This window comes from Bradyrhizobium arachidis (genome assembly GCF_024758505.1).
GTDB lineage: Bacteria > Pseudomonadota > Alphaproteobacteria > Rhizobiales > Xanthobacteraceae > Bradyrhizobium > Bradyrhizobium manausense_C.
Genome location: NZ_CP077970.1, coordinates 8,044,524 through 8,058,164 on the forward strand (window position 1 = coordinate 8,044,524; position 13,641 = coordinate 8,058,164).

Below are 13,641 nucleotides of genomic sequence, written 5' to 3' on the forward strand. Positions count from 1 at the left end.
GCAACGGCATGACACGGCAGATGGTACTAGTCGGCTTCCTGCAGGCGCAGAACTGCACCAATTTGCCGAGCTCGTGGCGGCATCCGGACTCGCGCGAGGATTCCATGTCGGCCGATTATTACCAGGAGATCGCGCGCATCCTGGAAGCCGGCAAGTTTCATATGGCGTTCTTTGACGATCGCCTGGCAATGCCGGATCGCTACGGCAATGATCACGCCCACACCGTCGAATACGGCATCCGCTGCGTGAAGATGGACCCGCTGATCGTGCTTACCACCATGGGCGTGGTGACGGAGAAGCTCGGGCTGGGCTCGACCTGCTCGACCACCTATTTCGAGCCCTTCGACGTCGCGCGCCGTTTTGCAACGCTCGACCTGATGTCCGGCGGACGCGCCGGGTGGAACGTCGTCACATCGCTCAACGACGGCGAAGCGCTCAACATGGGCAAGGATTCCCACCCCGAGCACGACTCCCGCTACGACCGCGCCGACGAATTCATGGAAGTCGTGCTCGGCCATTGGGATACCTGGGAAGACGGCGCGCTGATCATGGACAAGACCAGCGGACGCTTCGCCGATCCGGGCAAGGTGAAGCGGCTCGACCACAAGGGCGTGGCTTTCAAGTCGCGCGGGCCGTTCACCGTGCCGCGCTCGAGCCAGGGCCATCCCGTCATCATCCAGGCCGGCGCCTCCGGCCGCGGCCAGCGCTTTGCGGGACGCTGGGGCGAGGTGATCTTCACCGCCGCGCGCAGATCTCGCAGGCGCCAAGGAAGGCTATACGGCCGTCCGCAACGAGGCCGCCAAGGCCGGCCGCGATCCCGACCAGATGTTCCTCTGCAACCTCGCGACGCCGGTCTGCGGCGCGACCAAGGCCGAGGCTGAGGACAAGATGGCGCTGATCAACAAGCTGCCGCTGCAGATCGACGCGCTGTCGCTGCTCGCGGAAGCACTCAACTACGATTTCGCGTCCAAGGGTCTCGACGAGCCGCTGACGACCGACGAGTTGAAGAGCATGCAGGGCATTCTGGGCATCCGCGACGGCGTGCTGAAGATGTCGGGCAAGAGCAATCCGAGCGCGCGCGATTTCGTCACCTTCTCCGGCCGCGGCCAGGTTCAGGACGCGATGGTCGGCGGCCCCAAGGAGATCGCCGACAAGTTAGAGGAGATGTTCGTCGAGCGCGGCTGCGACGGCTTTGTCATCGCCGCGACCTACGTGCCCGGCTCCTATGCGGATTTCGTCCGGCATATCGTGCCGGAATTGCAGCGCCGCGGACTGTTCCAGAAAGATTATCGCGGCAAGACGCTGCGCGAAAACCTCGGATTGAAGCGACCCGCTGCCGGCGCTTGGAAGACCCAGCCATCGGCCGCCGCCGAGTAACGAGAACAAAGGGATTTTGCATGCGCTGGCTGAAATTCACCGCCTCAGGCGTGACCTCCTGGGGGCTCGTCGCACGATGCCGCAGGATGGGTTAGCGAAGCTAACCCACCTCTTCATTCTCCCTCCGCGGAGACAGAAGTGGTCGGTTACGCTTCGCAGAACGTTCGATTTTCAATGTTGCGACTCGCGCCATGCAGAAGCATCCTGACGACCACCTGAATAGTAGGGAGAGGGCCGCGTGTTGCAGCGCATATTGGCGCAGGCTGTCCAATGATCGGCGGTTTCGGACGCATGGGGGTCGGCTTTGGGAAGCTCGGAGCGAGCAGCCCTCGAAAGCGGGCGATAGAGTCACTCAGCAATGCCACGGCTATAGCGTCAATTACGCTGGGCGGCCTCATCATTCCGGAGAGGCAAACTTCGGAAGGGGTTCTGATCAGGTCCTACGCCGCTGCGTGGATTGAGATCGCCCAGCAATTGAGCGAGGACTGGAGCCTGGCATTTCAGCTTAATTCCCGACAATGGGAGGAGATGCTCGCCGGCGCGATGAGTGCAGACGGATATGAAGTTACGCTTACGCCGAGGTCGGGCGATCATGGCCGCGATGTGATCGCGGTCAAGCACGGGATCGGCACCATCCGCATTCTTGGTTCCATGAAAGCCTATGCGCCAGATCACCTCGTCGGCCGCGACCATGTTGACGAGATGCTTGGGGTGCTCTTCAGGGAGGCCAACGCGAGCAAAGGCATAATTGCAACGACGTCTGACTTTGCACCACGTTTGTTCGAGGCGCCCAATATGAATCTGGTGATTCCTAGTCGTCTCGAACTGATGAACGGCGTGAAACTGCAAAAATGGTTGACCGATCTTTCAGATTAGTAGGCGTCGAAGAAGCAAAGCCTACAGCGTTTCGATCTGCTTGATCGCGTCCCAGCGCAGGAAACGCACCCTTTTTGTATCCATCGAAAAGAAGAGAATCCCCTTATCGCCGCCTCGGATAAGTCGTGCGGGAATCAACTTGTCATCAGCGCCAATCGTTTCGGATGCGCTTTGACTATTTATAATGGAGTGAGCTCGTTGAGCGCCGATCACGAATGACAGGACTAACGCTGCAAAAGCACACGTCACCATCAAGAAGGGCGAACGACCTTTCCACGCTACGTGTAAGGCTGGAGCGTTTAGCATGTAGACAAACAGGCCAACCAGCAGGAAACCAACGGCGTATTGACCAACCCAGGCTTCGACAAATATGACGAGGATCATTGTTGCAGCATACAATCGCTGCAACCATGGACGCGGTGTGACGTATTCTACGCAGCTACGGATCAAGGAGCCTAACTTGCTGACTCTCGGGTTGGTGTCACCGCTGGAGATAGTCGCATCGTGAAAGCCCAGCCGATAACTGTACCATCCGGTAGTAAACCAGAATAAGAGAACCGCAACGGGTGGGATCGCAAATGGCAGCGATTGCAGAGCAAAGACGAGATGTTCGCTCAAGCTGAAAAACGAAAAATAGCCAATACCGACTCCCGCGAAAAACCCAACATCGTAGGTAATCGCCAAAGAACTTGCGAGGAGAGGACCAGCGAAGGTCAAAACCTTCAGCGTGCTGTCGCCTAACGCGAACCTCTGTTCGCTCACAAGCGCTTCTCCGACTCGGACAGAAAGAGGATCGTTGAAGCCGTCATGTGAAGAACATACGCAACCAGTTCATCGGGGGGCTCGGGTCTGGCTTGCGTGCCGGAGCCATGACCAGCTTGGCGATTTCGTGCAGTCGGAATACCGGACTGAAGAACGGTTCGCAGAGCAGCAAAATGGCCTTGCCAAAATGATGGGATTAAAGCGTTTGACAGGCAGATATTGACCAGATCAGACGCGCTTGCCTTGTTCTTGTCATAAGCCCAGCCCTGCTTATCGCAAATTGCCTTCATCGTGCTCTCAAACGACTTGCAGGCGTCCACCAGCGCCTCTTCCTTCTTTCCATGTCGATAGTGCTCAAACGCGCTCAGGAATTCTTCCTGCGCACCGGCGAGGTGCTCGCCATGCAAGAGGGCGAGTGCAGGGATAACGACTTCACTGTGTACAAGCATCGAGTCCACTCGCAGAAGTTTGCCTTCCGTAAATTGATATCCCACTCCATGCTCCTTGAACCGGGTGTTCAACTCCTCGACGATGCCGTCAGCAATCTCTCTGTTCTTTCTACCGTAGAGATAGTGATCCTCTCCACAGTACACTTCGATTATTCGGAATGTTAATTCTATTGCATCAAGGATGCGGCCGTTGTCTTGTTCTTTAAGAAACCAGCCTACAAGGTCGTCTCTGGCTTCTCTTTTGTCCAGCGGATCGCGCGAATTAGACAGTCTGAACAATCCGTATTCACGACGGAGAATTTGAGCTATCTCGAGATAGGTGTTCTGAATTGTCCTTGTCTCAGCATCACCCGAACGATACTCAACGCCGATGGCATCGTTCCACATGTGGACGACTTGCGTTCTTAGAGCGGCTGGAATGCTGTCATATGTAAAAACGTCGGCCAATTGACCGAGTTCTTTCTTTCGTCGCTTTGAGTAAAGTTCCCAAACTGCCATTTTTCCCGTCCGCGCCTCGCTTCTTCCGAATCACGAATAATCACGGTGGCACAGTGCAAGGTAGCAACACGAGGGCTGGGACGTTTGTCCCGGTTATTCACAGGATGCTCAGCCCGCCGTCCGTCTAGCCGCGCTGGGACCCTAGAGTCCCGCTCCTTGGATATTCGCAATACCCTCATTTCCGCTCCTCATGAGATCGAGCAGGCTTTTGTTCTCGATTATTGGCAGGCCCATCATCGGTACAATCAGACATCCGCTTGCGTGATTGTCGTTGCTACCCAAGCTGCGGCTGACCACTCCCTTCGTTAGAATGCCCTCGCCAACCAAAATGGGGCTGCCACTCATCTTGCCAGGGATTTTGGCGTCAAATTCAAAGTTCGGCCCGGGCGTTGAATTTTGTTTCTCGGTTATATTGTCCGGGTAGATGTTTGTTACGGAGCCAACGGAAACAACCAGTTCAGGCTGATAGTCGTCGCCCACAAGTCGGATGTTCCTCATTTCGGGGTAACCAATCGCTACAGCGCGGTCGCCAAGTTTGAGATTGTACAAGCCGATGTTCAACGGCTGATATGGGCCAATCAAGGGGTGTTCCTGCACTTTGCAGACTGCAATATCGAGTAGCGGTTTAAATTCGGGCTTTTGATGTAGAAGCGGACTCACAACATCACTGCCCCAATAATACGCCCACTCGAATTCGCACATAAACCAATTCGCGTCCCGCATTACCGGATGAATGTGGAACGGAGCATTTTTCATAGCTGGGTTCGTGGGTAGCAACGCGCCGAAGTGCAAATCTTCGCTGAATTTGTGGGTCCTTTCGCCGACTTGAGTAAGACTCGAATAATTTTCGTCGGCCGGATCACGAAGCACGTGAGCGGCGGTCATCAATATGCCAGACGCGCTAATGAAAAAACCGGTGCCAATGCATCGAATCTCTTCATCGCCGTCAATCCAAGCTACGATAGGCACGATGCTCTGCCGAACTAAAAATTCGGTAGTGCCAAACGTAGCGAAGAAATTATTCATGATCTGACCCGGCCTTTGGGTCATAAGATTCACTTCATCATCGATTTTGAAATAGTCCTTCGAGAAACCCTTTCGTGGTTTCAGGTCTATGCCTGAAAGATCGTGCGTAGCCCAAACGCCCGCCGCATTCTTTCGCCAAATCGACTTTAGAATCCCGATTTCGTCTGTTGACATCTGTCAATCTGACCAATCTAAGAAATACGATCATACATTACATCCGTTACGTGTAGCGCGCACTGGATATAGAGGCAATGAACAGGGCGGACGCAAAAGCCCGGCCAGCGATATGCTGACCGGGCTGCTTCGCTAACCCACCCTACGAGAGCTTGCGCCGCAGCCTAGAACGGCAGCGCCACGCTCGTCTTGATCTCCTTCAAGATCACGTTGCTGCGCACGTAGCGGATGCCCGGAATCCGGAACATGAACTCGTCGAGGAATTTGTTGTAGGCCGCCATGTCGCGCACGACGACGCGTAAGTGATAGTCGGCGTCGCCCGTGGTCGCAAAGCACTCCAGCACCTCGCGACGTTTGGTTACCCGAGAAACAAACTCGTCGACGAATTTTGCGTCGTGCCGCTCCAGCGAAACATGGAGCACGGCCGACATCGTAAAGCCGGCACGCTCGCGCGCCACCAGCGCGGCGTAGCCCTGGATGACACCGCTTTCCTCCAGTGCGCGAACCCGCCGCCAGCAGGCCGAGGTCGACATGCCCACCTCGTCAGCCAGTTGCTGGTTGGTGGCGCGGCCATCCCTTTGGAGATGCGCGAGAATCTGCGCGTCTTGGTCTTCAACCATACGGAACCCTCAAATCGGTTGATTTTACCAAATCTCTATTGAATTTGCAAAATCATACCGTAATTCGGCTCTGCGCGGGAAATATAGGTAAGACCTACCAGCCCTCCGGGACTACCCTCGACCCATCCGCCAGTGATGCCGTCGCGAGGCTAGCCATGGACGCCATTTCCTCCCTCGACCCCTATGAGCTCTCCGACCGCTACGACCGCGAAGAGGGCCGGGTCTTCCTCACGGGCACGCAGGCCATCGTCCGCATCGCACTCGACCAGGCCAAGCGCGATCGCGCCGCGGGTCTCAACACTGCAGGCTTCATCTCCGGCTATCGCGGCTCGCCGCTCGGCGGCGTCGACCTCGAGCTCTGGCGCATCAAGGAGCGGTTGACGAACGATCGCATCGAATTTCTCCCCGCTGTCAACGAGGACCTCGCCGCAACCGCAGTGCTCGGCTCGCAGCAGGTGGAGACGCAAGGCGATCGCGAGGTCGATGGCGTGTTCGGGCTCTGGTACGGCAAGGGCCCCGGCGTCGACCGCTCGGGCGACGCGCTCAAGCACGGCAATGCCTATGGCTCATCGCCGCATGGCGGCGTGCTGGTTGTTGCCGGCGACGACCATGGTTGCGTCTCCTCATCGATGCCGCACCAGTCCGACGTTGCCTTCATGAGCTGGTTCATGCCGACGCTGCATCCGGCCAGCGTCAGCGAATATCTGGCGTTCGGCGAATATGGCTACGCCATGAGCCGCTTCTCCGGCATGTGGGTCGGCTTCAAGGCGATTTCGGAGATCGTCGAATCCGGCGCGTCGGTGGCGTTGCGGCCGCCACGGCAGTTCGTGCGTCCCGACTTCACGCCGCCGCCGGGCGGCCTGCATTATCGCTGGCCCGATCTGCCGGGACCGCAGATCGAGGAGCGGCTGGAGGCGAAGAAGCACGCGGTCTACGCGTTTGCCAAAGCCAATCCGATCGATCGCCACATCTACGACATTCGCAACGCCACCTATGGCATCGTCACGACCGGCAAAGCCCACCTCGACCTGATGGAAGCTCTGCGGCTGCTGGGCCTCGATGAAGCGGCCTGCCGCAAGATCGGCATCGACATCTACAAGGTCGGCATGGTCTGGCCGCTTGCGCTGCACGATGCCATGGAGTTCGTCAGGGGCAAGCGCGAGATCCTCGTCGTCGAGGAGAAGCGCGGCATCATCGAAAGCCAGTTCAAGGAATATTTTTACGACTATCCGGGCGCAAAACCCGAACGCATGGTCGGCAAGCATGACGAGACGGGCGCGCGGCTGATCTCTTGGATCGGCGAATTGTCGCCGCGTGCGCTGGCTGATGTACTCGCACGGCGGCTCGATCCGATGTTCAGGGGACTCGATCTCGTGACCCGCGCCGCCTCGCTCGTGCCGGAAGCCCAGCGCGTGATCACGGTCGCAGGCGCAACCCGCACGCCTTATTTCTGCTCGGGCTGCCCGCACAACACCTCCACCAAGGTGCCGGAGGGCTCGAAGGCGCTGGCCGGCATCGGCTGCCATTTCATGGCAAGCTGGATGGACCGCGAGACATCGTCGCTGATCCAGATGGGCGGCGAAGGCGTGAACTGGGCGGCCTCGTCGAAGTTCACAGGCGGAAAGCACATCTTCCAGAACCTCGGCGAAGGCACCTATTATCATTCCGGCTCGATGGCGATCCGGCAGGCGATCGCCGCCGGCACCAACATTACTTACAAGATCCTGTTCAACGACGCCGTCGCCATGACCGGCGGCCAGCCGGTCGACGGGCCCGTCAGCGTTCAGGCCATCGCCCACAGCGTCCGCGCCGAAGGCGTTTTACGCATTGCGCTGGTCTCGGACAATCCCTCGCAGTTCTCGTCGGCCGACCTGCCGAGTGGTGTCACGATCCATCCGCGCGAGGAGATGGACGCCGTGCAGCGGAGCTTGCGAGAAATCCCCGGCGTGTCCGTGCTGATCTATCAGCAGACCTGCGCCACCGAAAAACGCCGCCGGCGCAAGCGCGGGCAGATGGTCGATCCACAGCGCTTTGCCTACATCAACGATCTCGTCTGCGAGGGCTGCGGCGATTGCTCGGTCGAGTCCAACTGCCTCAGCGTCGAGCCGAAGGAAACGCCGTTCGGTCGCAAGCGGCAGATCAATCTCTCGGCCTGCAACAAGGATTTTTCCTGCCTCAACGGGTTTTGCCCGAGCTTTGTTACCGTCGAAGGTGCAACGCGGCGGAAGAAGACGGCAAGCGACATCGATGCGCCGGATCGAGCAACGGCGTTGCCTTTGCCAACGCCGGCAACGCTCGACAAGCCCTTTGATCTCCTGGTGACCGGCGTCGGCGGCACCGGCGTGATCACGGTCGGCGCCTTGATCGGCATGGCTGCGCATCTCGAACGCCGCGGCGTCTCGGTGCTGGATTTCACGGGCTTTGCGCAAAAGTTCGGCCCCGTGTTGAGCTACATCCGCATCGCCGCTAGTCCGGACGCGCTGCATCAGGTCCGCATCGACCAGGGTGCCGCCGACGCGCTGATCGGCTGCGATCTCGTCGTCAGTTCCTCGCCGAAGGCCTCCAGCACCTACCGGCAGGGAACGCGCGCCGCGATCAACACGGCGGAGATGCCGACCGGCGACGTCGTGCGCCTGCGCGACGCCGACCTCGCCTCGCCTGCCCGGCTGCGTGCCATCGGCCGCGTGATTGGCGAGAACAATTTCGCCACCATCAACGCCAACACGCTGGCCGAACGCCTGCTCGGCGATGCCGTCTATGCCAACATCATCATGCTCGGCTTTGCCTGGCAGCAGGGTTTGGTCCCGCTCTCGCTGCAAGCGCTGCTGCGGGCGATCGAGCTCAATGACGTCGCGGTGGAGCGCAACAAGCAGGCCTTTGCCTGGGGTCGGATCGCCGCGGCCGATCCCGCCTCTTTGCCGAAGCCCGACAACGCTCCGTCGACCGAAACGCTCGACCAGATGATCGATCGCCGCGCCGGTTTCCTCGCCGCCTATCAGGATGCAGCCTATGCGGCGCGGTACCGGACGATGGTCGCCCGGGTCCGCAGCGCGGAGGCCGCATTCGGTAGTGAGGCCCTGACTGACGCGGTGGCGCGCGCCCTGTTCAAGCTGATGGCCTACAAGGACGAATACGAGGTGGCGCGCCTGCACATGCAGACCGGCTTCCTCGACGAGCTTCAACGCGAGTTCGAGGATGGCTTCAGCGTCAACTATTATCTCGCGCCGCCCTTCCTGCCTGCGAGACGCGACGCCCGCGACCGGCCCCGCAAGCGCGCCTTCGGTCAATGGATTCAGATGCCGTTCGCCTTCCTCGCGCGATTGAAGGGTTTGCGCGGCACGCCGCTCGATCCGTTCGGCTACTCGGCCGAGCGGCGCGCGGAGCGGGAGCTGATCACCTGGTATGAAGCGCTGATCGAGGAGATGCTCGCCCACCTCGACGCGAGACGGTTGCCTCAGCTTCTCGCCATCGCCAAGGCGCCGATGGAGATCCGCGGCTATGGACCGGTGAAGGACGTCGCGATCGCAAAGGTGAAGGCCGAGGTGGCAAGTCGCCAGGCCAATCTCGCGGAAGGCAAAGAGACCGGACGCGCTGCTTGAGCCTCAGGAATAGGGGTTGATCAGCTTCTGATGCTCGGCGCTGTGGTGCACCAGCATATCGATGAAGGTCCTGACCTTGGCCGACAGATGGTGCTTGTGCGGATAGACCGCGTTCATCGACAGCTCGACCGGCCGGTATTCCGGCAAGAGGCGAACCAGGTGGCCGGCTTCGAGATCGTCGCGCACCAGAAAGCCGGCGGCGAGGCAGATCCCGGCGCCTTGCAGCGCCACGGTCCTCAAGGCCTCACCGCTGTTGGTGATCAGATTGCCCGCGATGCGCACCGATGCCGGCGCGCCCTTGCGATCGAGGAAGCGCCACTCCTCGCCAAAGGGATAGTTCACATGGCGGATGCAATTATGCGCGGCCAATTCGGAGAGCGCCTGCACCCGGCCATGCTTCTCGATGTAGGCATGCGAACAGCACAGCACGTGACGCCAGGTGGCAAGGCTCCGCACGATCAGGCTCGAATCCGGCGGCGCCGTCAGGCGGAGCGCAATGTCAAAACCGTCCTCGATCAGGTCGACATTGGCCTCGCCCATCTGCAGATCGACCTTCACTTGCGAATAGGACGAGAGGAATTCTGCCACGACAGGCGCGACGAACGGAACCATGTGGGTGGCGATGTGGATGCGCAGGGTGCCGCGCGGCGTCGATTGCAGCGCGCCCGCGATGTCATCGGCCTGCTCGATGTCGGCGAGGATCTGGATACAGCGGTCGTAATAGGCCTTGCCGATTTCGGTGAGGTTGACCTTGCGCGTGGTGCGATTGAGCAGCCGCACCCCGAGCCTGTCCTCCAGCGCCTGAACGTGATTGCTCACCATGGTCGTGGACATGTTGAGCTTGCGCGCTGCTGCGGAGAAACCGCCGGTCTCGACCACCCGGCTGAACACTTCGAGGCTGGTCAATCGGTCCATGTCCGCCGGATTATCCGCGTCTGATCGACAATCACGAGAAATTCACTGCGATTATCTATCAGATAGTCCACGCGGCTGCACCCGCCCACCTCTGCCGGCGACGTTCTTGTCCGCAAACGCATTGCGCAGCCAGGCGCGAAATGCCGACAAATTGGCATCGTCCTTGCGGAATGGGCGATAGACGAGGTACCAGGCGCGCCCCTTCGGCACCGAGAGTGCAAACGGCGCGACGAGACGGCCGGCCGCGATGTCATCCTCGACATAAGGACGCAGCGCCATCGCAACGCCGGCCCCGTCGACGGCGGCCTGCAATGCCATCGCGTAATTGTCGAAGGTCGGCCCGACGACGCGGCGCCGCAGATTGACGCCGGCAGCCGCCAGCCAGAGCGTCCAGTCCTCCGGCCAGTGCGATACCTGGAGCAGCGTCTCCTTCGCTAGCTGCGACGGTTGCTTCAGCCGCGCCGCGATCGCCTTGGTGCACACCGGAAACAGATCGGCTGAGAACAACGGTTCGGCCTCATAGCCGGGCCAGTTGCCGTCGCCGAGCAGCACGCCGCAAGTCCAATCGTCGCGATACGGATTGATGGCGCCGCCGGTCGCGAGCCGCACCTCGATCTCCGGATGCAGCTCATAGAAGCTGCGCAGTTTCGGGATCAACCATCGCACCGCGAAGGACGGACCGACACCGAGCGTGAGCACCGGTGTCGTCCGCATCGCGCCGACCTGCTCGGCAATGCCGGCAATGGCATCGAAGGCGGACGTCAGTCCCGGCTGCAACGCCTTGCCCTGCGCGGTGAGATCGAGCCCGTTCGGCCGGCGCTCGAACAACTGGAAGCCGAACCGCTCCTCGAGCAACCGCACCATGCGGCTGATCGCGGCCTGCGTGACATTCAGCTCGTCGGCGGCACCGACGAAGCTGCCATGGCGCGCAGCCGCCTCGAAGGCGCGCAATCCGTTCAGCGAAGGCAGGCGACGGCTGACCATAGGGATAGTTTTCCTGAGCCTATGGCCCAGATAAACCCGTTTGCGCGCGTGCTGTCAAACGGCCCATGAAGGCGCATCGCATTTCATGGAGGTCGCCATGATCAGCATGCCCTTCGCCGCAGCGCTCGCGGCGTCCGTGCTGTCCACGTCATTCGTCTCCGGCCTGTTCGGCATGGCCGGCGGGATGATCCTGATGAGCTTGCTGCTTTACCTGATGCCGGTGGCACCGGCCATGGTGCTGCACGGCATCACCCAGATCGCGGCCAATCTCGCCCGCGCCTGGAACTTGAGGCAGCACATCGTGCGGCCGGTGGTCGTGCGATACACGGCGGGTGCGCTTTTGGCCGGCGTGATCGTGGCCTCGGGCCTGGTCGCGCCAAGCAAGCCCGTAGCCCTAATTTTCATTGGCCTTACTTCGTTCGCGGGTCTCGCTTTGCCACACCGCCTGACCCCCAATGTCACGGCTCCAAGCCAGGCGATCGGTTGCGGCACGCTGTGTACAGGCCTGCAACTGATCTCCGGCGTCTCGGGGCCGATCCTCGATTTGTTCTTTGTCAGGACGGCCCTCGGCCGGAAGGAGATCATCGCCACCAAGGCCGCGATCCAGTCGATCGGCCACGTGCTCAAGCTGATCTATTTCGGCCGGCTGCTGCTGATCGAAGACGGCGGGATCTCTCCCTTGGCCGTGCTGCTCGCCATCGCCGCGGCGGTACTCGGCACCCTGCTGTCCCGCGGCCTGCTCGATGCCCTGACCGATATCGGCTTCGCGCTCTGGTCGCGGCGGCTGATCGCAGCGGCTGCCGCCGTCAGCCTCGCACAAGGCCTCGTCCTCGAATTCGGGAGCTTCAGATGAGTCCGTCACGCCCGTTAGCAGCAATCGCTCGTCAGTCCGGGCAATCGCTCTGGGGCAGTCGGAGGTCTTGCTCGCTAGACCATCACGGTGCCCACGCACAGGAGAGGAGACCAACGATGACAGGAGCAACTATCCACTCTGAATGGATAATCCTTCCAATATTTCACTGATTATCGTCCGAACCAGAAAAGCCGATGTTATCGGAAAGCCCGATAGGAGACCACCATGTCCGAGATGCCCCGCACCGCAAGCTTTCAGCAAGCCGCTGAAATCGCTATTGAAACACCAAAACCCTCGATTTCGGTCCGCAACGTGGCCCGGCGCGCGGCACTGGTGATCGCTCTCCTCGCCGGTACCGCTGCGGTCGCCTATTACGGCCACGACTACTGGATCAACGGCCGTTATCTCGAGACCACCGACGATGCCTATGTGAAGGCTGACTCCACGATCATCGCACCGAAGGTCTCCGGCTACATCGCGCAGGTCCTGGTCGGCGACAACCAGCCCGTGAAGGCGGGCCAGTTGCTGGCCGAGATCGACGATCGCGACTTCAAGGCCGCGCTCGGCCAGGCCAGGGCTGATGTCGCCGCGGCCGAAGCCGCTGTTCGCAACCTCGATGCGCAGATCGCGCTTCAACAGCCGATCATCGAACAAGGCACTGCCGACGTCGCGGCTGCGGAAGCGAATCTCAAGTTCGCGCAGGAAGAGCAGACCCGTTACGACGGCCTGATGAAGACCGGTTCCGGCACGGTGCAGCGCGCGCAACAGACCGACGCGGCGCTGCGCACCAGCACCGCGCAATTGCAGCGCTCGCAATCCGGTCTCCTGGCCGCACAGCGCAAGGTCGATGTGCTCACGACGGAGCGCGCCAAGGCAGTCGCCCAGCTCGAACGCGCCCGCGCCGTGGAGCAGCAGGCGGAGCTGAATCTCTCCTATACGCAGATCAAGGCGCCGGTCGATGGCACGGTCGGCGCGCGAACGCTGCGCGTCGGACAATTCGTGCAAGCGGGCACGCAGCTGATGGCGGTGGTGCCGCTGGACCAGGTCTATGTGGTCGCCAACTTCAAGGAGACCCAGCTCACTCATGTGCGCAACGGCCAGCCCGTCGAGCTCATGATCGATGGCTTCCACGGCACCAGGCTGAAGGGCCATGTCGACAGCCTGTCGCCGGCGAGCGGCCTCGAATTCGCATTGCTGCCGCCTGACAACGCCACCGGCAATTTTACAAAGATCGTGCAGCGCGTGCCGGTGAAGATCGTACTCGACGACACCAGGCTGAAGGGCCTGTTGCGCCCGGGCATGTCGGCCGAGCCGACCGTCAACACCAAGGCGACTGTCATCGCCGAGCGTGAAACCGCAAAGCGCGTCGCCGGCACCGCCGCGCGGCCGAACGGCGGCTAAAGCAAATCATCCGGCGCGATTATCAAGTCCTGCCGGATGATGCTTCCAGAACTCCGCTGATTATCGAACTCAGGCACCTGATGCATCCTGTCTCTGGACACGAGACG

10 protein-coding genes and 1 pseudogene are annotated in these 13,641 nt (G+C 60.6%); 5 read left to right on the top strand and 6 right to left on the bottom strand.

Annotation, left to right across the window (positions count from 1 at the left end; translation table 11 throughout):
• Positions 1–8: 8 nt before the first annotated feature.
• A pseudogene (locus tag KUF59_RS44145) lies at positions 9–1,377 on the top strand (LLM class flavin-dependent oxidoreductase).
• Positions 1,378–1,647: 270 nt separating this feature from the next.
• Complete coding sequence (locus KUF59_RS37345; RefSeq protein WP_212460427.1) at positions 1,648–2,253, top strand: restriction endonuclease; 606 nt, start codon at positions 1,648–1,650, stop codon at positions 2,251–2,253.
• 21 nt (positions 2,254–2,274) lie between these two features.
• Here the strand turns inward: KUF59_RS37345 and KUF59_RS37350 are convergent, their stop codons facing one another.
• The 4 genes from KUF59_RS37350 to KUF59_RS37365 all read right to left on the bottom strand — a co-directional run bounded on the left by KUF59_RS37350 (position 2,275) and on the right by KUF59_RS37365 (position 5,782).
• Complete coding sequence (locus tag KUF59_RS37350; protein WP_212460426.1) at positions 2,275–3,015, bottom strand: hypothetical protein; 741 nt, start codon at positions 3,013–3,015, stop codon at positions 2,275–2,277.
• Entirely contained in the window at positions 3,012–3,962 is a 951-nt protein-coding gene (locus tag KUF59_RS37355; RefSeq protein ID WP_212460425.1) for an STM4504/CBY_0614 family protein, read from the bottom strand. The genes KUF59_RS37350 and KUF59_RS37355 overlap by 4 nt, the downstream gene beginning before the upstream one ends.
• Positions 3,963–4,103: 141 nt before the next feature.
• Positions 4,104–5,162, bottom strand: coding sequence for a S1 family peptidase (locus tag KUF59_RS37360; protein WP_212460424.1), 1,059 nt, complete (start codon positions 5,160–5,162; stop codon positions 4,104–4,106).
• A 164-nt stretch (positions 5,163–5,326) separates the two neighbouring features.
• Positions 5,327–5,782 (bottom strand): Lrp/AsnC family transcriptional regulator, encoded by a 456-nt coding sequence (locus KUF59_RS37365; protein WP_212460423.1) that lies wholly within the window; start codon positions 5,780–5,782, stop codon positions 5,327–5,329.
• Positions 5,783–5,937: 155 nt separating this feature from the next.
• On the opposite strand from KUF59_RS37365, the gene KUF59_RS37370 reads away from it, so the two are divergent.
• Positions 5,938–9,381 carry an indolepyruvate ferredoxin oxidoreductase family protein gene (locus KUF59_RS37370; RefSeq protein WP_212460422.1) on the top strand — a complete coding sequence of 1,148 codons (3,444 nt, stop codon included), beginning with the start codon at positions 5,938–5,940 and terminating at the stop codon, positions 9,379–9,381.
• 3 nt (positions 9,382–9,384) lie between these two features.
• On the opposite strand, the gene KUF59_RS37375 is transcribed toward KUF59_RS37370, so the two are convergent.
• On the bottom strand, positions 9,385–10,296 hold the full coding sequence (locus KUF59_RS37375) for a LysR family transcriptional regulator (RefSeq protein ID WP_212460421.1): 912 nt from the start codon (positions 10,294–10,296) through the stop codon (positions 9,385–9,387).
• Between the two features lie 51 nt (positions 10,297–10,347).
• Positions 10,348–11,280: a LysR substrate-binding domain-containing protein gene (locus tag KUF59_RS37380; protein WP_212460420.1), complete on the bottom strand. Its 933-nt coding sequence runs from the start codon at positions 11,278–11,280 to the stop codon at positions 10,348–10,350.
• A 97-nt stretch (positions 11,281–11,377) separates the two neighbouring features.
• On the opposite strand from KUF59_RS37380, the gene KUF59_RS37385 reads away from it, so the two are divergent.
• Together KUF59_RS37385 and KUF59_RS37390 are read left to right on the top strand one after the other, a co-directional pair.
• The gene (locus KUF59_RS37385) at positions 11,378–12,133 is read left to right on the top strand and encodes a TSUP family transporter (RefSeq protein ID WP_212460419.1); all 756 of its coding nucleotides are present in this window, start codon (positions 11,378–11,380) and stop codon (positions 12,131–12,133) included.
• 225 nt (positions 12,134–12,358) lie between these two features.
• The gene (locus KUF59_RS37390) at positions 12,359–13,534 is read left to right on the top strand and encodes an HlyD family secretion protein (protein WP_212460418.1); all 1,176 of its coding nucleotides are present in this window, start codon (positions 12,359–12,361) and stop codon (positions 13,532–13,534) included.
• Positions 13,535–13,641 lie beyond the last annotated feature (107 nt).